Consider the following 20,331-nt stretch of genomic DNA (forward strand, 5'->3'; position numbering starts at 1 on the left):
TCGGCGGAATGGGAACGAGTTCTACTGCCGGGCGCATGGGAAGTCACTACATACGTCTAGGTAACTTTCGGCCTGTCACGCCACAGGGCTGCCGGACCCGGGGCGCCTGACCCACCCCAGGACCAGCAGGGAGGCGACCGCCGCGAAGGCGCACCAGGTGGAAGCGAATTCCAGCCGCCACAGCGCTGAGCAGGCCAATGCCCCGACGGCGAGCACCGCGCCGAGGAGCCGCAGCCGCCGGTCGCCGGAGAGCAGCAGGGCGCCCAGCGTGGCGAAGAGGTAGCCCGCGAGGACGAGCGGTATCCACGGAACCTTCACGCCGTAGCCGAGGGTGTGGCCCCGGATCTCGGCGACGGCGGGCCGGGTCGCGAGGCAGTACGAGAGCACGGCGGCGGTGGCGAGCCCGACGGCCGCCGGAGCCCACAGGCGGAGCCGGTCCACCGGAGCGGCCGCGAGCAGGACCCCGAACGGCACCCAGACCGGCAGCACCGGCAGGGCGATCGCCACCCAGGCCGTGGTGGCCGGGCCGCAGCCGCCGCCCGCACGCCATACGGCCGCCTCCACCAGCTGGTGGGCGCCCAGCAGCAGCGGCAGCGCGGCGACGGGCAGATCGCGGGGCCGCCGTACGCGCGCCACGCACACGATCCCGACGGCGGTGACGACCGCACCCGCCGTCAGATCGGCCGTGGCGTTCCAGCACATGGCGCGCGGGTCACGGCTTCGCGGCCCTCGGGGGTTCGAGCGGCGGGGAGGTCGTCGCGCAGAAGGTGTGGCACTCCGGGTGGCACCCCGCTCCCGGCACGGGCTTGCGTACGGTGGTCCAGGCCACGACGGCGCCCGCCACCAGCAGCCCCGCGCACCACAGCATGGCCCGCCCGAACGCGGCGTCGAACTCGGACGCCGAGCGGTAGGCGTCCGGCCCCATGCCGGCCAGCAGCGGCAGCGCCGCGACCGCCAGCAGCCCGGCCGCCCGGGCGGCCGCGTTGTTGATGCCGCTGGCCAGGCCGGCCCGCCCGGGGTCCACCGAGGACAGCACGGTCGCCGTCAGGGGAGCCACCAGGGCCACCATGCCCATGCCCATCACGATCAGGGCCGGCAGCACGTCCCGTACGTACGAGGCGTCCGGACCGACCCGCAGCATCAGCAGCAGCGCGGCCGCGCACAGCAGCGGTCCCACCGTGAGCGGGATCCGCGGCCCGATCTTCTCTCCGAGCGCCCCCGACCGGGCCGAAAGCAGCAGCATCAGCAAGGTCGTCGGCAGCAGCGCCGCCCCCGCGGCCAGCGCCGAGTAGCCGGAGACCACCTGGAGCTGGAGGACGACGAGGAAGAAGAACCCGCTGAAGGCCGCGTACACGAAGAGGGTGACCACGTTGACGGCGGTGAACTGCCGGGAGGCGAAGATGTCGGGCGGCAGCATCGGATCGGCCCGGTGCCGCTCGACGTAGATGAACACGGCGCCCAGCAGCACGCCCCCGATGGCCGAGGCGATCACCAGCGGGGACCCGGAACGGGCCTCGATCAGCGCGTACGTCACCAGGGCGAGGGCCGCGGCCCCCAGGGCCGCGCCGAGCACGTCGAACCGTCCGTGCGCGTGCGGGTCACGCGATTCCGGTACGTGCCGCAGGGCGATCGGCACGCACACCGCGGCCACCGGCACGTTCAGCAGGAACACCCAGCGCCAGCCGGGCCCGTCCACCAGCCAGCCGCCGAGGAACGGTCCGACGGCCGCGCCCACCCCGCCGAACCCCGACCACAGCCCGACGGCCCGGGCCCGGTCCCCGGCGGCGATCGAGCCCTGGATCAGCGCGAGCGAACCGGGGGTCAGCAGTGCACCGCCCACGCCCTGGAGGGCCCGCGCGGCCACCAGGACCCCGGCGTTGGGCGCGATCCCGCACAGCAGCGAGGCGCCCGCGAACCACACCACCCCGAGGACGAAGACCCGGCGCCGCCCGAAGCGGTCCCCGAGCGCTCCGCCGACCAGGATCAGCCCGGCCAGGGTGAGCATGTACGCGTTGACCGTCCACTGGAGAACGGCCAGGTCGGCGCCCAGATCCACCCCGATGGTGGGGAGGGCGACGTTGACGACGGTCGAGTCCAGCAGGGCCATCGTCGACCCGAGCACGGTGGCCAGCACGATCCAGCGGCCCCGGGCGGACGCGAGCGGCACACCGGGCCCGGCCGGAAGGCGCTCTTGCGTACCCGACGCTGGATCGCTCATGTCTTCAGGCTGGCCCGCCAGGGCCGCGATGGCCACCCCAGGCGCGCAGCATACGGCTCATTAGGCCCTCTTGTAATGTTCATGACCCCTCCTTCACCATGACCGCGCACGTCGCGCACGCCCTTCCCGCACAACCTGCACACGGCGTCCGAGGAGGACCACACGTGGCCCAACGCAACAGGCGACGATCATTACGCGCGGCGCTCGCCGCTCTCACCACGGCCCTGCTCCTGCCGATGGGCGCGGGCGTGGCGGCGGCCGCGCCGGAACCCGGCCCCACCCCCGGAGCGGCCGAGCGCAAGATCGAGCCGAAACTCCGCACCCAGCTCGACGACGCGGGCAAAGCCGTCTTCTGGGTCTACCTCGACAGCGCCGCCGACCTCACGGCGGCGGGGCGGCAGAAGACCCGCGCAGCCAAAGCTGAAACGGTTCTGCACGCCAAGCAGGAACACGCCGCGCGCAGCCAGGCCGAGGTGATCAAGGCCCTGGACGGCGCCAAGGCCGAGTACACCTCGTACTGGATCGTGAACGCCGTCCGCGTCGTCGGCAGCCAGAAACTCGCCGGCACCCTCGCACAGCGCCCCGAGGTCTCCCGGATCGACGCCGACGACAAGGTCACCCTCCCCAAGCCCGCAGAGGGCCAACGGGAGAAGGCCGCCGCCGACGCCGTCGAGTGGAACATCGACCGCATCAAGGCCCCGCAGGTCTGGGACCAGCTCGGCGTGCGCGGCGAGGGCATCGTCGTCGCCAACATCGACAGCGGCGTCGACTACACGCACCCGGCCGTGAACGGCCAGTACCGCGGCAAGAACGCCGACGGCTCGTACGACCACAACTACAACTGGTTCGATCCGGCCGGCGTCTGCCCCACCGCGGCCCCCTGCGACAACAACGACCACGGCACCCACACCATGGGCACCATGGTCGGCGACGACGGCGGCGCCAACAAGATCGGCGTGGCCCCCGGGGCCAAGTGGATCGCCGCCAAGGGCTGCGAGACCAACTCCTGCTCCGAGGCCTCCCTCCTCGCCGCCGGCCAGTGGATCGTCGCCCCGACCGACCTCAGCGGCCACAACCCGCGCCCCGACCTCGCCCCGCACGTCGTCAACAACTCCTGGGGCAGTGCGACGCACGACGACTGGTACCAGCAGATCGTCGACGCCTGGCGCGCCGCCGGCATCTTCCCCGCCTTCTCCAACGGGAACTCCGGCCCCGGCTGCGCCACCAGCGGTTCGCCCGGCGACTACGCGAGCTCCTACAGCTCCGGCGCCTTCGACATCAACGGCGCGATCGCGCCGTTCTCCTCGCGCGGCGCGGGCCCCGGCGGGATCGTCAAGCCCAACATCGCGGCCCCCGGCGTGAACGTCCGCTCCTCCGTCCCCGGCGGCGGGTACGAGGCCTTCTCCGGCACCTCCATGGCCTCACCGCACACCGCGGCCACCGTGGCCCTGCTCTGGTCCGCCGCTCCCGCCCTCGAAGGCGACGTCGCGCAGACGGAGCAGCTGCTGAACGGCACCGCCCAGGACACCGACAACGGCCAGTGCGGCGGCAACGCCGCCGACAACAACGTGTTCGGCGAGGGCAAGCTCGACGCGTTCGCCGCCGTCTCGGGCGCCCCGCGCGGCGCCATCGGCGCCGTCTCCGGCACCGTCCGCTCCGCCGGCACCCCGGTCGCGGGCGCCAAGGTCACCGCCGCCGGCCCGATCGGCCGTACGACGACCACCGCGGCCGACGGCACCTACACCTTCCGCTCCCTTTCGGTCGGCGACTACACGCTCACCGTCTCCAAGTTCGGCTACGGCCAGCAGACCTCGACGGCGACGGTGACCGAGAACGCCACCGCCACCGGCGACTTCACCCTCACCCAGGCCCCCTCCGGCAAGCTCACCGGCACGGTCACCTCGGCCGCCGGTCCCGCCGCGGGCGCCATCGTCACCGTCACGGACACCCCGGTGACCGCGACCGCCGACGAGCAGGGCCGCTTCGAGGTCACCCTGCCGCACGGCACGTACGAGGTACGGGCCGCGCACTCCTCCCGCTGCCTCACCGGCGGCAGCGCCCAGACCACCGTCGCGGGCGACACGACGGTCGCGGTCTCGCTGCCCGAGCGCACCGACGGCTACGGCTACGGCTGCTCCACCCCGGGCGGCCGCCCGTACGCGGCCGGGGACCGGCAGCTCGCGCTGACCGGCGACAACACCACCGAGCGCGTCGACCTGCCGTTCCCGGTCCCGCTGTACGGAAAGACGTACGGCCAGGCCTGGATCGGGACGAACGGCACGGTCAGCTTCGGCGGCAACAACACCGGTGACATCAACGGGGACCTCCCCAGCACGGCCACGCCGAACGCGGCGCTCTACCCGTTCTGGGACGACCTGGTCGTCGGCGCGGCCGGCAGCGGCTCGGGCGTCTTCACCGGCGTCACCGGCACCGCTCCGCACCGGACGTACGTGATCGAGTGGCGCGAGGTGTCCCACTGGTCGGCGCAGACCGACAAGTTCTCGTTCTCGGCGGCGATCGGCGAGGACGGCACCGTCGTGTACACGTACAAGGGGACGGGCGGCACCGGCATCAAGGGCGGCTCCACGGCCACGGTCGGCGTGGAGAACGCGACGGGCACCGACGCCTTCAGGTACTCCTTCAACCAGGCCGTCATCACCGACGGGCTCGCCATCGCCTTCAAGACCACCAAGAGCGGCGTGGTCGCGGGCCGGGTGCTCGACGCGAACGACGGCAAGGGCGTCGCGGGGGCCACGGTGACCGTCGGCACCGGCGCCGACGCCGTCACGGCGACCACCGCGGCGGACGGCGGCTACCTCCTGCAAGCCCGCTCCGGCAAGAACACCGTCACCATCCTGGCCGACTGGTACACGGGGGTGACCAACGCGCTCACCGTGGAGCAGGGCGGCGTCACCGCCCTGAACGAGTCCCTGCGCACGGCGCGGGTCACCGCGTCCCAGCCCGCCCTGGAGCTCGTCCTCCCGGCGGGCCAGAAGCGCACCCGCACCCTGGAACTCACCAACTCGGGCACACTCGACTCGCAGTTCACCGTGGCCGAGGACGCGGCCTGGCTGACGGCCACCCCCGACACCGGGAACCTGGCGATCGGTGGCAAGGCCACCGTGAACCTGGCCGTCGACACCACGGGTCTGGCCGCCGGCTCCGTCCTCACGGCGAACCTGCGGATCAGCTCGGTGAGCGGCCGCAGCCCGGTCCTCACGGTCCCGGTCAAGGTCGTGGTCCCGCGCTACCAGGTGGCCCTGGACGCGGGCTCCGACTCCGCGGCCACGGACACGCTCGGGGACAGCTGGTCCCCGGACCGCAAGTACACGGCCGGCTCGTACGGCTACCAGGGCAGCTCCTCGACGCACTCCACCGGGCGCACGATCGCGGGCACGGCCGATCAGAAGCTGTTCCGCAACGCCCGTGAGGGCATGTACGAGTACCGCTTCGACAACGTCCCGAACGGCACGTACACCGTGGAGCTCGGCTTCGCGGAGCTGTCCTCGACGAAGCCGAACAAGCGGGTCTTCGACGTGATGGCCGAGGGCACGCAGGTACTGCCCTCGCTGGACATCGCGCTGGAGGCCGGCCCGTACACGGCCCTGACCCGGACGTACACGGTCACGGTCACGGACGGCGTGCTCAACGTCCGCTTCGTCGCGCACGGCGGGTACGGCAAGCCGCTGCTGAACTCCCTCCGCGTGACGGACCGCCCCGACAAGGGCTGACGGGCACCGGCGGACAGCGGGGGCGGGCCGCCGAAGGGCGGCCCGCCCCTCCCGGTGCCATTCGGGTGGCCGCAAGCGCATACGCGCCGGCTCCGGGCGCCGCGCCCGCGCGCCCGCCCACCCGATGGCTAGCGTGGGGCCCATGACGCTCCAAAGCGACCGGACCGACGTGCCCGAAGTGCCCGGCGCGGCCGAGGCGGCCGACCGGATCCGAGGCGTGCTGCGGGCCGCGGACCCCGAGGCGACATGGGCCGTCGGGGGGCCCGAGGGGCGGTACGCCGGGTCGGCGGACGGGGACCCGGTCCGCGACGTCGGCGGGCTGATGCCCGTGCTCGCCCTGTGGCCCGTGATCGGGAGCCTCGTCGCCGAAGAGGCCCTGCGGCTGCACACGCCCCTCACGGCCTACGGGGTCGAAGCCGCCGCGGGGACCACCGCACACCACCTCCTGAGCCACTCCACCGGCCCCACGGCCCACACCGCACTCACCCGCCTCGCCGAGCACCTCACCGGCAGCCCCCTCGCCGAGCTCGCCGCCACCCGGATCTGGCACCCCCTCGGCATGACCGCCACCGGCTTCGCCGACGGCACCCTGCACGCGCCCCCGGCCGACCTCGTCCGCTTCCTGAGCCACCTCCTCTCCCCGGCGGAGCACCCGCTCACCCGCGCGTGGATCACCGAGTCCCTCCGCATCCGCACCGGCGAACTGACCCCGGCCCGCGGCCTCCTCTGGCACCCGGCCCCGCACGGCACCTGGTCCTACGGCGACGCCCCGGCGCTCTGGCTCTCCCCCCGCCTCCACCGCTGGGCGCTCCTCCTCCCCACCCACCCCCCGGGCCCCCTCCGCACAACCTTCCGCGAAGCGGCCTTCGCACCAACTCCCTAGCGGCCGGGGCCCGCGTTCCGGATCCCCCGGGTAGTGCTCGGGGCGCGGGGGTGGCTTGGGGGACGTACGGTGAGGGCGATGTCACCGACCGTTGGTTTCCGGCCGCGCGCGGAGGTACCCGGATGCGCACGCTTCACGAGGCCGCCGCCCTGGACGTCCTGCCGGAGGACCTCGCCCCGGCGGCCGGATCGCAGGGAGGTGGTGCGGCCATGACCGGTCCCGGTACGACCCAGTCCGCCGTCTCGCGCGGGCAGCAGGCACGGGCCGGCCGCGGCGGGGCCGTCCGGTTCGCGGCCGGCCGGGCCCTTCCGCTCCTGGTCCGCGGCCGCGGCTCCGGCGGCGCCCGTCCCGCCTTCTCCGCCGAGACCCTGCGCGCCCTGCGGGCCCGCCACGGCGGAGCCCCCGTACTCGTGCGCGGGCTCTCCGGAGCCGTACTCGTCCTGCTCGACCCGCAGGAACTCCCGCAGTTCTACGAAGCGGAACCCGCCGCCGTCCTGTCGCCCGGCCCCGGCGGAATCCGCTCCTGCGCCGCCGTCCGCGCCGTCATCGCCGAAGAGGCCCGGCACCTGACCGCCGCCGCCACCCTCGACCTGGCCCGCGCCCGGCACACCGTGGCCCGCGCCGCCCGCCGCATCGTGCTCGGAGACGGCGCGGCCGCGGGAGACGAGCCGCTGCCCGGCCTGCTCGGCCGGCTCCGCCGCCGCGGCCGCGAGCGCGCCGCGGAAGCCGACGGGCACACCCTGCTCGGCCGCTCCGCCGCCTACGCCGACCGCGAGGAACAGACCCTGCGGGCCATGGACGGCATCCCCGCCACGGTGCTGCGCACCCTGCTCCTGCTCGGCACCCACTCCGCCGAGCAGGACGCCGCGGCCGCCGAGGCCGCCGGCCGCGGCGCCCCCGAGGAACTGCCCCGGCTGCGGGCCTGCGTACGGGAATGCCTGCGCCTGTACCCGGCGGTGCCGGACCTGATCCGCGTCACCCGTACCGTGAGCGAGTGGCGGGGCGTACGCCACCCCGCCGGCACCACCGTCCTGTTGCCCGCCCACTTCCACCAGCGCGACCCGGAGCACGTGCCCGCCGCGCACGTGTTCGTACCGGGCCGCTGGAAGACCCCCGGCGCGGACGAGGACCTCCGGATGGCCCCGTTCGGCCATGGCCCGGGCCGCTGCCCGGGTGACCGGCTGGGTCTGCTGATCACCACCGCGCTGTGCGCCGAAGTCCTGCGCCGCCGCCGGATCACGGCCACCCGGCCGGTACTCGACCCGCCCGGACCGCTGCCCCTGGCACTGGACCCGCGCGGCATCCGGCTCACCCTCACCCGCCGCTGACCGACGCCACCCGCCGCCGACACCCGTCGCCGACGCCCCCTGCCCACCGACATCCCGCGAGGATTCCATGTCCGACGCCGCGACCTCCGCGCCCACCGACCCGGACGCCGAGCTGCTCGACGCCCTGTGCCGCGAGCTCGCGGAGGCCGCCGACGCCGTCGGCGAAGCCGCCCGGCACGCCTCCGAACTGGCCCTCGGCGCCCGGCTCCCGGCCGCCGCCCTGGGCCGCCGCCGCGCCCGCTCCCGGCACGGCTGGCGCACCCTGCTGCGCACCCTCACCGACCCGGCGGGCCTGGGCTGGGCGCCGCGCGGCAAGGGCGTGGCGCGGGCCGGCTGGTTCGCCGGGATCCTCACCGGCCGCGAGAGCCTCGCCGTCAGCCTCGCCGTCTGCGGGCTCAAGGCCCGTATCCGGGCGGCGAGCGCGGACCGGCCCGACCTGCTGGACGACCCCGACTGCGCGGCGATCCTCCGGGCCGTGGACGAGGACCGGCAGGCGGCGGCCGTCCGGGTGTTCCGCCGGCTCATGCGGGACCGGGGCGCCGAGCGGGCGTTCGCGCTGCTGTCCCCGTCCTTCGCCGACCTGTTCGCCTGGAACGCCCTGACCGACGCGAACCCCTTCAACGACCACGCCGGCTGGCAAGTGGCCACCGGCCGGGCCGTGCCCGCGCAGCCACTGCTCGGACTGGGCGCAGCCGTCCGGGCGTTCTTCGACCGGGACCGGGACCGCAACCGGGACCGCATCCGGGATCAGAGCCGGGATCAGAGCCGGGATCAGAGCCGGGATCAGGGCCCGCACCTCAACCGAGACCGGAGCCGGGATCAGGGGCAACGCCCCGCCCCGACCGCCCCGCACCGAGGCTGCGTCCACACCATCGGCCTCCTCGGCACCGGCGGCATCCTCCTCGTCCAGCCCTGGCGCAGCCGGTGAGCCCCGCCACCCGGCTCCGGCCCGGCCCGCCGGACCCGGCCGACGGCCTGCGCGGCCACTCCGCCGCCCTGCGCGCCCACGCGCTCCGGCTGCACGCGGCAGCCGAAGCGCTGGACTGGCAGGGCCCGCAGGCCGACGCGTTCCGCGCCGAGGTCGCCGCCCTGGCCGACCGCTGCGCCACCGCCGCGAACGGTCTCGCCGTGGCGGCCGCGCAGCTGGAGGACGGCCGCTGAGGCCGGGGGCGCGCCGGTTCCCGGCGCGCCGGATCACCACCTCCCGTAGTCCTCGACCAGATCGGCGATGAGCGCGCGCAGGGCGCCGACGCGGTGCCGGTCGTCGGCCTGGTCGCGCAGGGCCTCGTCCAGTGCCCGCAGCCGGTCCAGGGCGGCCGGGACCCGGTCGCGCACCTCGTCCAGCAGCCGTGTGGTGACCAGGTCCATGCACGCGGTGAACAGGTGCCGGGTGGCGCGGGCCGGAGGAGCCGGGTCGGGATCGGTGAAGGCGACGGTCAGGTACCGCACGGGGTCGGTCAGGCTCCAGCCGGCGACGGCGCCGTGCTGGACCAGGAGCGCCACGTCGGGGGCGATGCCGATACGGGCCTCCAGCGGTTCGTCGAGAACGTCGAGGTCGCGCAGACAGGTCAGTACGGAGTCCCCGGGGCCGCGGCACAGGTCCGAGGTCACCTCCAGGCGGAAGTCCCGCGGCTCGTCGGCCCGGAGTCCGCCCGGGCGGACGAGGGGCGCGGCGGGAACGCGGGCCGAGTCCTCGGCGGCGGCGACCCAGGCGGGCACCCGGAACTCGGCACCGACCAGCTCCAGGCCGGCCGGATCGAAGCGGAGTTCGTCGGGGGTGTCCCACACGTGGTCCTGGCTGCCGAAGGTGTCCAGCAGGAACCGCTCGCGCTCCTGCACGTCCGCGTACGTCGCGATGGACACGGTGAAGTCCCGGAAGACGAAGCGCGGCGCGATGCCCAGGGGTTCGCCCGTCACTGTCGCGGTCCAGCCGTCGTCGAGGGTGAGTCTCATGGGAAGTGCCGCCTCATCGGATCTGTACGGCCGGAGCCATATAGCCTTGCTTGGCCGGAATCCTGCCCTCCACGACGTCTTCGTGGGTAATCGGATTGCCGCGGTCGGTGGGCAGGCCGCCCGTGGCCTTCGCCCCGGACTCGCCGAGGACGCCTGACGGACCGTACGCAGTGATGGCGTTGCCCGCTCCCGGCGGACCACCCGTCGTCACCACGACGTCCTCACCCTGCCTGAAGATCAGGTTTCCGCTGTTCGCCGTCGAGTGGTACACCGCGTCGGGGTTCTTGAGGATCTCGAGGACCCGTTCGTCGGTGAAGCCGTGCCGGGTGTCACCGTGGTAGTTGCCGGCCTTCTTGATCTTCCCGTCCTGCGCCCTCTCGATGACCTCGTCCATGGCCTTGAGGGCGTCCTCCCTGGCCTTGGCCGCCTTCTCCTCCTTCGTGTACTTGGGCATCAGGCCCAGCGGGTCGCACCAGCCGTGCGGGTTGTCCACGTACGCGAGGGGGTTCGGGGCGGGGGCCAGGCCGAGGGGGTCCGGGGAGGTGTAGCGGCCGGATTCCGGGTCGTAGTGGCGGAAGAGGTTGTAGTGGAGGCCGGTCTCCGGGTCGTAGTACTGGCCGGGGAAACGGAGCGGGGTGTAGGCGCTGCTGTCGCGGGCCCAGGCGGTGGTGCCCCAGAGCGTGGCCCGGGCCCGCCAGGCGATGTCACCGGCCTCGTCGATGAGTTCGGTGGGAGTGCCGACGAGGTCGGTGGCGATCGCGAAGAAGCGGCGGTCGATCTCCTCCTGGTGCGTGTCGGGCGTGAGGATGCGCTCGGTCTGGGCCAGGGGGACGTCCAAGCGGTGGTCCCAGGTGAGGGCGACCGTGTGCGGGAGGTCCGGCTGGTGGCTGGTCTGTTCGCACAGGGTCAGGCCGTCCCAGGTGAACCTGACCTCCTCGACCACGGTCTCGCCGTCGGCTGCCAGGCGCTGCTTGGCGCTGCGGCGGCCGAGCGGGTCGTAGCGGTAGGTCCACCGCGTTCCGTCGGGGGTGGTGACGCGGGTGAGGCGGTTCTCGGTGTCCCAGGCGTAGTGCCAGGTATCGGGTTTGCGTGAGAGCCGGGTCTTCTGGCGCAGGACGATCCGGCCGAGGGCGTCGTGTTCGAACCGGACGCCGCCGGCGCGGGTGAGGGAGGTTCCGCTGTAGGTGCGGGACCCGGTGGCCTCGCCGCCGGGGTGGCCGGACGGCCAGGAGGCCGAGGTCTGGTTGCCGGCGTCGTCGTAGGCGTAGCGCTCCGTCCAGCCCCGGGCGTGGACGGCGGTGACCCGGCCGGCCCGGTCGAGGTCGAAGGTGCGGGTGCCCGACAGCCGGTCCGCGACGGAGGTGAGGTGGCCGTCGGCCCGGTAGGTGTAGGCGCGGCTGTTGGCCGCGTTCCCTCCGGCCGCGACGTGCTGCTCGGAAAGCCGTCCGGCTTCGTCCCATGCGGAGGTCATGGTGACCGTGTCGCCGAAGACGCGGGAGAGCTCCCTGCCGGCGGCGTCGTGGGTGAAGTCCACGCGGTGGCGGCCCGTGGTCAGGCGGTTCGGCGCTCCGTCGGCGCCGTAGGCGTAGGTGGTGACGTGGCCGGTGGGGGTGGTACGGCGGGTGCGGCGGCCGAGGACGTCGTAGGCGTAGGTGAGGGGACGGCCGTCCACCAGCTCGGTCTTCACCTTGCCTCGGCGGTCGTACTGGTAGCGGAGCTCACCGTCGGGTCCGGCCGCCTCCAGCAGGCGTCCGGCCGTGTCGTAGGCATAGGTGGTCACCCGGCCGTCGACGTCCTTGGAGACCGCCCGGCCGAGCAGGTCGCGTTCGAACGAGATGGTTCCGCCGAGCGCGTCGACGCGGGCGGTGAGCCGGCCCGCGGCGTCGAGCCGGTAGGTGAGGGTGCGGCCGTCGAAGTCGGTCTCGGAGACGATGTTGTCGGCGGCGTCGTAGGTGTACGTCCAGGTCAGCCCGTGCGGATTGGTGACACGGGTGAGGCGCAGCGAGGAGTCGTGCTCGAACTCGTAGCGTGCGCCGTCGGGTCCGGTGCGGGCGACCGGCAGGTCGCAGTGGGTGTACTCGAAGCGCGTGACCCCGCCGGACGCGTCCGTGCGGGCAAGCAGGTTGCCCTCGCCGTCGTACGTCCACGACTCGGTGGCTCCGTCGGGGCCGGTGCGGCGGGCGAGCCGCCCGTCGGCGTCCCACTCCAGGCGGGTGACGCCGCCCACCGGATCGGTGATGCGGACCGGCCTGCCGAGGGCGTCCCGCTCCGTACGGGTCACGGCGCCGGCGGGGTCGGTCACCTCCACGGGAAGCCCCGCCGCGTCGCACACCACTTCGGTCGTGGCCCCGGCGGCGTCGGTGAGCGACGTGAGGCGGGCCGCCTCGTCGTAGGTGTAGCGGGTGGTCGCGCCGGCCTGATCGGTGACCGCCGTGCGGTTGCCGCGTTCGTCGAACTCGTGCAGCACGCGTGCGCCGTCCGGTCCGACGACTTCCACCGGCAGGCCGAACCGGCCGCGCACGGTGTGCAGTTCGCTGCCGTCGGGCCGGACCGCGCGGACGACCCGGCCCTCCTCGTCGTACGAGAAGAGCGTGGTGAGACCCAGTGGATCGGTGCGGGACAGCAGGTTGCCGCGCGGGTCGTAGGTGAAGCGGGTGGTGTGGCCGAGCGGGTCGGTGATCGCCAGGAGTTTACAGCCGGGGCCGAACAGGTGGCGGGTCGCGTGACCGTCGGGGGTGGTCAGGGTGGTGGTGTGCCGGCCCGTCCGCGGGTCCGGCTCGGTGTACGCGAGGGTGATCTGGATGTGGCCGGCCTCGCCGCCCTCCGCCACGACGCGGTCACGGTCGTCGTAGACGTAGTCGTAGCGGCTGCCGTTGGAGTCGATCCAGGCGATGACGCGCCGGCGGTCGTCGTAGACGTAGGAGGTGGTGGCGCCCGACGGCTTGATGACCGCGGTGAGGTTGTCTTCCTCGTAGCCGTATTCCATCAAGGGCAGGTCCGCGCCGCCGCCGCCCGCGCCGGCCAGGGACAGGGCGGTGATCAGGCCGTCCGCGGTGGTGACGTTCACCTGATGGCCGGCCGAGTGCACCAAGGCCAGCGGCAGGCCGTCCTCCTCGCGGTCGACCGTGATGGTGTGGCCGTTGCGTTCGGTGATGGCCGAAAGCCAGGCCTCGCCGTCGCCGCCCGGCTCGCTGCCAGCCGGGGCGGTGAAGTGGAAGACAAGACCGCTGTCGGGGTCGGTGACCGTGTAGTCGCCGTCCCCGTCGCGTGCCAGCAGGGTGCGGGCCCGGCCCTTGTGCGGCCGGGTGGGTACGCCGGGCGCCGGGTGCGGATACGCGATCAGGAGGCCTTCGGCGGTGACGTGGATGACCCCCGCCTCGTCGATCTCCAGTCGGTCGTCGGCCGTGGACGTCCAGGCCGGTCCGAGGAAGCGCCCGACCGGGCAGCCGGATTCGGTACGGCGCGTGAAGACCAGGGGCAGGATGCCGGGGAGTTCGACGTCGGTCTGGGGCAGGTACATCCGGCCCGTGGCGAGGTCCACCGGGTCGCCGCCGCCGTCACGGTCCCCGTCCGGCGTGTTGTGGGTGCCGTCCGGGGCCTCCTCCACCCGCTCGCGCACCTTGGGACCCTTGAGGTCGTCGAGGTGCCGGGCGGCGGAGCCGACCTTCTTCAGCGAGCCGAGGCCCTTGGAGCCGATGAGTTCGGGGAGGAGCTTGCCGATGCCCTCGGAAGGGTCCTTCATGAACTCGTCGAGCATCTGCTTGCCCGCGCCCCACGGGTCGTTGGCCATGGTGACCAGGCCCGCCGCCGTCGAGTTCAGGCTGGTGAGGTACTCGGCGGGGTGGGTGAGGTTGTAGGGGTCCAGTGGGTTGAGCGCGCGGGCGAAGTTGGCGATGCCCGCCGTGCCCTTGACCACGCCGCCGAGCAGGTGGGTGGTGGCGAGGTCCAGGTAGTCGAGGCCGTCGCCGAGCTGCTCGGTGTACGAGGGCTTCGGCGGGGCGGCGTCCCGGGCTGCCTTGATGGCGGTGCGGAGGTTCTCGGCGACCTCGTTGCGCTGCTTGCGGGCGTCGTCGAGCTTGTCCTGCGCGGCCGTGGCCATCGCCTTGCCCGGGTCGTCGTAGTCGCGCCCCGGGCGGGGCGGCAGGGGTTCCTTCTTCGCGTCGTAGGCGTCGTTGTATTCCTTGACGAGCTTGTTGTGGGCGGTACGGGCGTCCTCGGAGGCCTTCTTCGCCTTGTTGTAGTCCTCCAGGGCCTCCTTGGCCTTGCCCTGCGCCCACTCAACGGTTTCGGCGAAGCGGCCCATGGTGTCGGCGGCCTTCTCGAAGGCCGAGGCGGCATTGAACCAGCGCGCCGGCTCCTTCGCGACGGAATCGCGGAACGCGCCGGCGGTCTCGCCCTTGAGCCCGTCGGGCCTGGTCAGGCTCTTCAGGCCGTTGCCGACGGATTCGAAGGCCTTCCTGAAGTCGTTCAGGTGGGCGACCTGTTCGCGGATCTTCGAAGGGCTGCCGTAGACCAGCTTCTTCGGGTCGTCGGTCTGGCCGAGTTCGAGTTCCTCCACGTCCGCGCCGAGCCGGTTGGCGGCCGAGCGGCTCTTCTCCCGGATCCAGTCGCCCGCGTCGTCGAGGCCGACCTCCTCCGCCAGGTCGGCCGTCTTGTCGCCGGCCCACTCGATGGCGTCGCCGACCCCCTCGGCGGCGTCCTCGGCGAGATCCTCGACGGAGTCGGGTATGTAGTCGCGCCAGCCCATCAGTTGTCGCCCCCGTTGCCCTTCGCCTGGTCCAGCAGGTCCTTCAACGACCCGATCTTGCCGGTGGAGGTCACCGTGTCCTTGGTGTCCGACCAGGTCTGCTTGATGTCCTGCGCGCCCTTCTCGAAGGACTCGGCGCTGTAGTCCGGCTTGTAGACGTCCGCGCTGAAGATGTCGCCCCAGGACTTCTGCTCGATCTCGTCCTCACTGGCGTGAGGGTTGCCGTACGTGGCGTTCGCGGCCACCTTGAACGCGCCCTGGATGTACTGGTCCTCCTCCCACATCGTCCCCGCGGCGATGCCGAGGTTCGCGGCCAGGGTGGAGGCGTCCTGGATCAGGGCGCGCACCCCCCACTCCCAGCGCTCGCAGAAGTCCTCGAAGTCCGTGGCCAGTCCCGCGTGCCCGGTCTCCATACCCGTCATCGACAGGTTCTCGAAACCCGCCCCCTGCGAGGCCCCGGCCGCATCGCCGGACTCCCGCAACTCCGCTATCGCCGCCCGCAGACCGACTTGGATGGACGCGACCGCCGCCGGCGAGACCTCCAGATCCCCGTCGCCCGCCATCAGGCCACCGCCCCTTCGGGGGCGACGTCGACGGCGCAGGCGTCGGGAACGATCCCGGCCACCGGCGGGAACAGCATCGAACCGTCCCGGTCGGCCACGTTCACCGCCACTCCGGCCGGCCCGTCGACCTGTGGAACGACCGCGTCGACCAACCGCGCGCCGAGAACTGCCAGGTACGGCCACTCCCGGCCGTCCTCGCCACGGGCCCCGGCGAACCGGAACAACGACTCCTCGTCGGTGAACGCGTAGAACCAGCGGATCCCGCCCGAAAGGGCCGACATCAGACCACCGGAGGCGTCACCGGTGCCCGTTCCCGCTCCGGTGGCGCCGGTGACCGGAACGAGCAGGACCGTGCGGCGGAACGAGCCGACCAGCCGCCCCGGATCCCCCCGGCCCTCCCGGTAGTCGGATATCTCCTCGGTCAGTCCCATGGTGGTGCGCCCCCTCCGCGTGATCCATGTACGAGGAGCGAAATAGTAACTTGATCGCCAAATGGCCCAAAGCGGCGAGGCGGCACGCGCGCGCCCGACCCCGGCCACGGGCCCGCCCCCCGCTGCTTGTTCCCCTGGATGCCCCGCCGGCGCTCTACAGGACTAGCGAGAGCAGAAGGACGAAGCCCAGGCCGACCACCGAGATGATCGTCTCCATCACCGACCAGGTCTTGACCGTCTGCCCGACCGTCATCCCGAAGTACTCCTTGACCAGCCAGAACCCGGCGTCGTTGACGTGGCTGAAGAACAGCGAGCCCGATCCGATCGCCAGCACCAGCAGTGCCGTCTCCGTGGTCGACATGCCCGCGGCGAGCGGAGCCACCAGCCCCGCCGCCGAGATGGTGGCGACCGTCGCCGAGCCCGTGGCGAGCCGAATGGCCACGGCGATCAGCCAGGCCAGCAGCAGGGCCGGGATCGACCAGCCCTTCGACAGGTCCAGGATCATCCGGCCGACGCCCGCGTCGATCAGGGTCTGCTTGAAGCCGCCGCCCGCGCCCACGATGAGCAGGATGCCCGCGATCGGGGCCAGCGACTTCTCCACCGTCGTCGAGAGCCGTTCCTTCGTGAACCCGGCCGCCCGGCCGAGGGTGAACATGCCCACCAGCACTGCCGCGAGCAGCGCGATCAGCGGGGAGCCCGCGACGTCCGTGATCCGCTGCAGGCTGTTCTTCGGATCGTCGACAACGATGTCAACAAGTGCCTTGACCAGCATCAGCGCCACCGGCAGCAGCACGGTGAAGACCGTCGCGCCGAACCGGGGACGGTGTGCCGGCTCCGCCGAGGGCCGCTGCGGGACCATCTGCTCGGGCGCCGGGACGTCCACCCAGCGGGCCGCGTACCGGGAGAACAGCGGACCGGCGATGATCACGGTCGGGATCGCGACCACCACGCCGAGCGCGAGCGTCACGCCGAGGTTCGCGTGCAGCGCGTCGATGGCCACGAGCGGGCCGGGGTGCGGCGGGATCAGCCCGTGCATCACGGACAGGCCGGCCAGCGCCGGGATGCCGATCCGCATCAGCGAGTAGTTGCCGCGCTTGGCCACCAGCAGTACCACCGGGATCAGCAGCACGATGCCGACCTCGAAGAAGAGCGGCAGCCCGATCACCGAGGCGATCAGCACCATGGCCCAGGGCATCGCCCGGCCCTTGGCCTTGGCGAGGATGGTGTCGACGATCTCGTCCGCGCCGCCCGAGTCCGCGAGCAGCCGGCCGAGGATCGCGCCGAGCGCGATCAGTACGCCGACCCCCGCGACCGTGGCGCCGAGCCCGGCCGTGAAACTCACGATGGCCTTGTCCAGCGGGGCGCCCGCGAACACCCCGAGGGCGAGCGAGCCGATGGTCAGCGCCAGGAAGGCGTGCAACTTGAGGCGGGTGATGAGCAGGACGATGACGGCGATGCCCGCGAGGACGGCCACGCCCAGTTGGGCGTTCCCGGCCGAGGTGATCGGGGCGGGCGCGGCCGCTGCCAGTATCTCGACGCTGAGACCTGTCATAGGGGGGTTCCTTGGCTTTCTCGGGAGGGAGCGGCGTCCGGGCAGCCGCCTGGCAGCGCGGACAGCGCGGCCAGGGCCCGTTCGGTGATCTCCTCGGGTGATCCGGACACGTCGACGACGACGCCGAGTTCGTCCTGCCGCAGCGGCTCCAGCGTGGCGAACTGCGAGTCCAGCAGCACGGCCGGCATGAAGTGGCCCGTACGAGCCGCCATGCGCCGCTCGATCAGCGGGCGTTCGCCGGTCAGGTGCACGAACACCGCGTCGGGCGCGGCGCCGCGCAGCCGGTCGCGGTACGCGCGCTTGAGCGCCGACGAGGCCACCACCGCGCCCTGCCCGGCCGGCCGGGCGCCGATCCACGCGCCGATGGCGTCGAGCCAGGGCCGCCGGTCGGCGTCGTCCAGCGGAATGCCGGCGGACATCTTGGCGACGTTGGCCGCCGGGTGGAAGGCGTCGCCCTCCACGTACGGGAGGCCGAGCGCGTCCGCGAGCAGCTTGCCCACGGTCGTCTTGCCCGTGCCGGCCACGCCCATCACCACCAGCACGCGCTGGGTGCCGCTCACTTCGTACCTCGCTGTCTTCGTCGACCTCGGTGTGCGCCCTCACTGAAACCCATTAAGTAGTACTTATTCAAGAGTCTGGCGGCACACATCACATCTTTTGTCGATCGAGGGGCCGCCGTACGCTTACGCCATGACGACCGAAGGCCAGGGACTCCACTCCCACGTGCTGGACACCCTGGGCCTCGCGATCACCGCGGGCGAGCACCCGCCGGGCAGCGTCCTGCGCACCGACGAGATCGCGGAGCGCTTCGACGCCTCGCGCACCGTGGTCCGCGAGGTCGTCCGCGTCCTGGAGTCCATGCAACTGGTCGAGTCCCGCCGCCGGGTCGGCGTCACCGTGCGCCCCGCCGAGGAGTGGAACGTCTACGACCCGCGGGTCATCCGCTGGCGCCTCGCCGGCGCCGACCGCCCCCGCCAGCTGCGCTCCCTGACCGTGCTGCGCTCCGCGATCGAGCCGGTCGCGGCCGGCCTCGCCGCCACCCGGGCCACCCCCGGCCAGTGCGCCGCGCTCACCGAGGCCGCCCTCGGCATGGTCAGCACCTCGCGCGGCCACCAGCTCGACGCGTACCTGCGCCACGACATCGACTTCCACCGGATCGTGCTGAACGCCTCCGGCAACGAGATGTTCGCCCGGCTCGGCGACGTGGTCGCCGAGGTCCTGACCGGCCGCACGCAGCACGCCGTGATGTTCCCCGACCCCGACCCGGCCGCCGTCACCCTCCACGTCCAGGTCGCCGAGGCCGTACGGGAGGGCGACGCGGCCCGCGCCGAGTCCCTGACCCGGCGGATCGCGGTGGGCGCCCTGGAGGAACTCGACGTCCTCGCCCCGGCGCCCACCTCCCCGTGACCGGCCTCTAGGGCGCCCCTACGGCGCGTTCGGGCAGCGCGCTCTCGGGCAGCGCGCAGTCAGGCAACGCGCGCTTTCGGGCACGGCGCGTCCGAGCAGAGCCAGAGCGCCTTCAGCCACGGCGCGTTCACGACACGTTCCCCACCGGCGCGTTCTCGAAGGCGGCGAAGTAGGCGGCGGCCATGTCCTCTTCGGCGTGGCCCGCGGCCGCGGCGCGGTGCAGGCGGGCCGCCGTGGCCCGGGCCAGGTCGACCGCGACGCCCGCCCCGTCCGCCGCCTCCGCGATCAGACCGGTGTCCTTCTCGGCGCCGTGCACCGTGAAGCTGGGCGCGAAGTCCCGTTCCAGGACCGCCTTCATCTTCGCCTGGAGGTACGGGTTGTCCATCGGGCCGCCGGTCACCGCCTGCGCGAACAGGGCCGGGTCCACCCCCAGCCCCTCCGCCAGCGCGAGGGCCTCGCCGACCGCCGCCGTCAGCGTGATCGCGTACCCGACCGTGGTCAGCTTGAGCCGGGTCGCGGCCCCCGCCCCGGCCCCGGCCCACAGCGTCTTGGCGCCCACCGCGTCGAACACCGGGTCCAGCCGCGGATCCGCCGGCCCGGAAGCCAGTACGACCAGCGTCCCGGCCTCGGCGGGCTGCCGGGTGCCCTGCACCGGGGCGTCCACGAACACCAGGCCGTGCTCGCGGGCGAAGCCGGCCAGTTCGTCGAGCGCGACCACGCCGACCGTGCTCATCTGCGCCCACACCTGCCCCGCGCGCAGCCCCGGCACGGCGGCGGCCATCGCCTGCGCCACGGCCGCGCCGTCCGTCAGCATGGTCAGCACCACATCGGCCCCGGCGACCGCCTCGGCCGGGGTGTCCACGACCACCGCGCCCTCCGCGGCCAGCGGTTCGGCCTTGTCCCGGGTCCGGTTCCACACCCGCAGCCCGAGCCCGGCCCGCAGCAGGTTCCGTGCCATCCCCGAGCCCATGATCCCGGTGCCCAGCAGAGCGACAGTGTTCACGGCGTCACTTCCCTTCCGGATACGTCCAGTCCGTCCAGTCTCGGCGCCGCACCCCGCCCGGCGGGTCATCCCACGCCCGGCGCACCCGGGCGCGGCCCGTCGTGACTCTAGTGCCGTGACCGCACTAGCCCTCGGCCGCCGCCGTGCGCGGGGCCGTCTGCTGGACCGCCCAGCCGTTGCCGTCCGGGTCGGAGAAGTAGACGAACGAGCCCCACGGCATGTCCTGGATCTCCGTCACCTCGATGCCCCGGCCCCGCAGGTCCTCGTACGCCTCCTCGATGTCGGTGACGACGACCTGCATGTTGTCCAGTGACCCCGGGGCCATCCGGGTGAGCCCCTTGCCCAGGGCGATCGAGCAGGCCGACCCCGGCGGGGTCAGCTGCACGAAGCGGATGTCCTCGCTCACGGTGACGTCGTGGTCGGCGTGGAAGCCGACCCGCTCGTAGAAGGCCTTGGCCCGGTCGACGTCGGTGACGGGGACGGCGACCAGTTCCAGCTTGATGTCCATCGGTGCT

16 protein-coding genes are annotated in these 20,331 nt (G+C 73.1%); 6 read left to right on the plus strand and 10 right to left on the minus strand.

Features of this window, described 5'->3' with window-relative positions; genetic code table 11:
- Positions 1–75: 75 nt before the first annotated feature.
- Positions 76–702, minus strand: coding sequence for a DUF6629 family protein (locus ADK52_RS26490; protein WP_053692334.1), 627 nt, complete (start codon positions 700–702; stop codon positions 76–78).
- 10 nt (positions 703–712) lie between these two features.
- Positions 713–2,218: an MFS transporter gene (locus ADK52_RS26495; protein WP_053692393.1), complete on the minus strand. Its 1,506-nt coding sequence runs from the start codon at positions 2,216–2,218 to the stop codon at positions 713–715.
- Positions 2,219–2,454: 236 nt separating this feature from the next.
- Between ADK52_RS26495 and ADK52_RS26500 the strand changes: the two genes are divergently transcribed.
- The 5 genes from ADK52_RS26500 to ADK52_RS41750 all read left to right on the plus strand — a co-directional run bounded on the left by ADK52_RS26500 (position 2,455) and on the right by ADK52_RS41750 (position 9,321).
- The gene (locus tag ADK52_RS26500; RefSeq protein ID WP_199828553.1) at positions 2,455–5,949 is read left to right on the plus strand and encodes a S8 family serine peptidase; all 3,495 of its coding nucleotides are present in this window, start codon (positions 2,455–2,457) and stop codon (positions 5,947–5,949) included.
- 142 nt (positions 5,950–6,091) lie between these two features.
- Positions 6,092–6,832, plus strand: a complete 741-nt coding sequence (locus tag ADK52_RS26505; RefSeq protein WP_053692336.1) for a serine hydrolase — start codon at positions 6,092–6,094, stop codon at positions 6,830–6,832.
- Between the two features lie 122 nt (positions 6,833–6,954).
- Complete coding sequence (locus ADK52_RS26510; RefSeq protein ID WP_053692337.1) at positions 6,955–8,160, plus strand: cytochrome P450; 1,206 nt, start codon at positions 6,955–6,957, stop codon at positions 8,158–8,160.
- Positions 8,161–8,227: 67 nt separating this feature from the next.
- Positions 8,228–9,088 carry a hypothetical protein gene (locus tag ADK52_RS26515; RefSeq protein ID WP_053692338.1) on the plus strand — a complete coding sequence of 287 codons (861 nt, stop codon included), beginning with the start codon at positions 8,228–8,230 and terminating at the stop codon, positions 9,086–9,088.
- Positions 9,085–9,321 (plus strand): hypothetical protein, encoded by a 237-nt coding sequence (locus ADK52_RS41750; protein WP_053692339.1) that lies wholly within the window; start codon positions 9,085–9,087, stop codon positions 9,319–9,321. The genes ADK52_RS26515 and ADK52_RS41750 overlap by 4 nt, the downstream gene beginning before the upstream one ends.
- A 33-nt stretch (positions 9,322–9,354) precedes the next feature.
- Here the strand turns inward: ADK52_RS41750 and ADK52_RS26525 are convergent, their stop codons facing one another.
- The 6 genes from ADK52_RS26525 to ADK52_RS26550 all read right to left on the minus strand — a co-directional run bounded on the left by ADK52_RS26525 (position 9,355) and on the right by ADK52_RS26550 (position 17,936).
- On the minus strand, positions 9,355–10,113 hold the full coding sequence (locus tag ADK52_RS26525) for a hypothetical protein (protein ID WP_053692340.1): 759 nt from the start codon (positions 10,111–10,113) through the stop codon (positions 9,355–9,357).
- Positions 10,114–10,126: 13 nt separating this feature from the next.
- Entirely contained in the window at positions 10,127–14,860 is a 4,734-nt protein-coding gene (locus tag ADK52_RS26530; RefSeq protein ID WP_053692341.1) for a putative T7SS-secreted protein, read from the minus strand.
- A complete protein-coding gene (locus tag ADK52_RS26535) occupies positions 14,860–15,423 on the minus strand; it encodes a hypothetical protein (RefSeq protein WP_053692342.1) in 564 nt (187 codons plus the stop codon). The genes ADK52_RS26530 and ADK52_RS26535 overlap by 1 nt, the downstream gene beginning before the upstream one ends.
- Positions 15,423–15,854: a hypothetical protein gene (locus tag ADK52_RS26540; RefSeq protein WP_053692343.1), complete on the minus strand. Its 432-nt coding sequence runs from the start codon at positions 15,852–15,854 to the stop codon at positions 15,423–15,425. Before ADK52_RS26540 ends, ADK52_RS26535 begins: the two co-directional genes overlap by 1 nt.
- A 154-nt stretch (positions 15,855–16,008) precedes the next feature.
- A complete protein-coding gene (locus tag ADK52_RS26545) occupies positions 16,009–17,406 on the minus strand; it encodes a gluconate:H+ symporter (protein WP_053692344.1) in 1,398 nt (465 codons plus the stop codon).
- Positions 17,403–17,936 carry a gluconokinase gene (locus tag ADK52_RS26550; protein ID WP_053692394.1) on the minus strand — a complete coding sequence of 178 codons (534 nt, stop codon included), beginning with the start codon at positions 17,934–17,936 and terminating at the stop codon, positions 17,403–17,405. Before ADK52_RS26550 ends, ADK52_RS26545 begins: the two co-directional genes overlap by 4 nt.
- Positions 17,937–18,096: 160 nt before the next feature.
- Here ADK52_RS26550 and ADK52_RS26555 point away from each other — a divergent pair, with 160 nt between their 5' ends.
- Positions 18,097–18,813: a FadR/GntR family transcriptional regulator gene (locus ADK52_RS26555; protein ID WP_053692345.1), complete on the plus strand. Its 717-nt coding sequence runs from the start codon at positions 18,097–18,099 to the stop codon at positions 18,811–18,813.
- Between the two features lie 127 nt (positions 18,814–18,940).
- Here ADK52_RS26555 and ADK52_RS26560 read toward each other — a convergent pair whose 3' ends face one another.
- Positions 18,941–19,816 (minus strand): NAD(P)-dependent oxidoreductase, encoded by an 876-nt coding sequence (locus tag ADK52_RS26560; protein ID WP_267887291.1) that lies wholly within the window; start codon positions 19,814–19,816, stop codon positions 18,941–18,943.
- 124 nt (positions 19,817–19,940) lie between these two features.
- Positions 19,941–20,324 carry a VOC family protein gene (locus tag ADK52_RS26565; RefSeq protein WP_053692347.1) on the minus strand — a complete coding sequence of 128 codons (384 nt, stop codon included), beginning with the start codon at positions 20,322–20,324 and terminating at the stop codon, positions 19,941–19,943.
- Positions 20,325–20,331: the final 7 nt, after the last annotated feature.

Origin of the sequence: Streptomyces sp. WM6372, assembly GCF_001279655.1 — a bacterium.
Lineage (GTDB): Bacteria > Actinomycetota > Actinomycetes > Streptomycetales > Streptomycetaceae > Streptomyces.

Bases quoted from the DNA above. Each gene is read 5' to 3' on its own strand.
- ADK52_RS26505 (WP_053692336.1), top strand. From the start codon at position 6,092: ATGACGCTCCAAAGCGACCGGACCGACGTGCCCGAAGTGCCCGGCGCG.
- ADK52_RS26565 (WP_053692347.1), bottom strand. From the start codon at position 20,324: ATGGACATCAAGCTGGAACTGGTCGCCGTCCCCGTCACCGACGTCGAC.
- ADK52_RS26500 (WP_199828553.1), top strand. From the start codon at position 2,455: ATGGGCGCGGGCGTGGCGGCGGCCGCGCCGGAACCCGGCCCCACCCCC.
- ADK52_RS26550 (WP_053692394.1), bottom strand. From the start codon at position 17,936: ATGGGCGTGGCCGGCACGGGCAAGACGACCGTGGGCAAGCTGCTCGCG.
- ADK52_RS26510 (WP_053692337.1), top strand. From the start codon at position 6,955: ATGCGCACGCTTCACGAGGCCGCCGCCCTGGACGTCCTGCCGGAGGAC.
- ADK52_RS26555 (WP_053692345.1), top strand. From the start codon at position 18,097: ATGACGACCGAAGGCCAGGGACTCCACTCCCACGTGCTGGACACCCTG.
- ADK52_RS26515 (WP_053692338.1), top strand. From the start codon at position 8,228: ATGTCCGACGCCGCGACCTCCGCGCCCACCGACCCGGACGCCGAGCTG.
- ADK52_RS26495 (WP_053692393.1), bottom strand. From the start codon at position 2,218: ATGAGCGATCCAGCGTCGGGTACGCAAGAGCGCCTTCCGGCCGGGCCC.
- ADK52_RS26530 (WP_053692341.1), bottom strand. From the start codon at position 14,860: ATGGGCTGGCGCGACTACATACCCGACTCCGTCGAGGATCTCGCCGAG.
- ADK52_RS26525 (WP_053692340.1), bottom strand. From the start codon at position 10,113: ATGAGACTCACCCTCGACGACGGCTGGACCGCGACAGTGACGGGCGAA.
- ADK52_RS26540 (WP_053692343.1), bottom strand. From the start codon at position 15,854: ATGGGACTGACCGAGGAGATATCCGACTACCGGGAGGGCCGGGGGGAT.
- ADK52_RS26545 (WP_053692344.1), bottom strand. From the start codon at position 17,406: ATGACAGGTCTCAGCGTCGAGATACTGGCAGCGGCCGCGCCCGCCCCG.
- ADK52_RS26490 (WP_053692334.1), bottom strand. From the start codon at position 702: ATGTGCTGGAACGCCACGGCCGATCTGACGGCGGGTGCGGTCGTCACC.
- ADK52_RS26535 (WP_053692342.1), bottom strand. From the start codon at position 15,423: ATGGCGGGCGACGGGGATCTGGAGGTCTCGCCGGCGGCGGTCGCGTCC.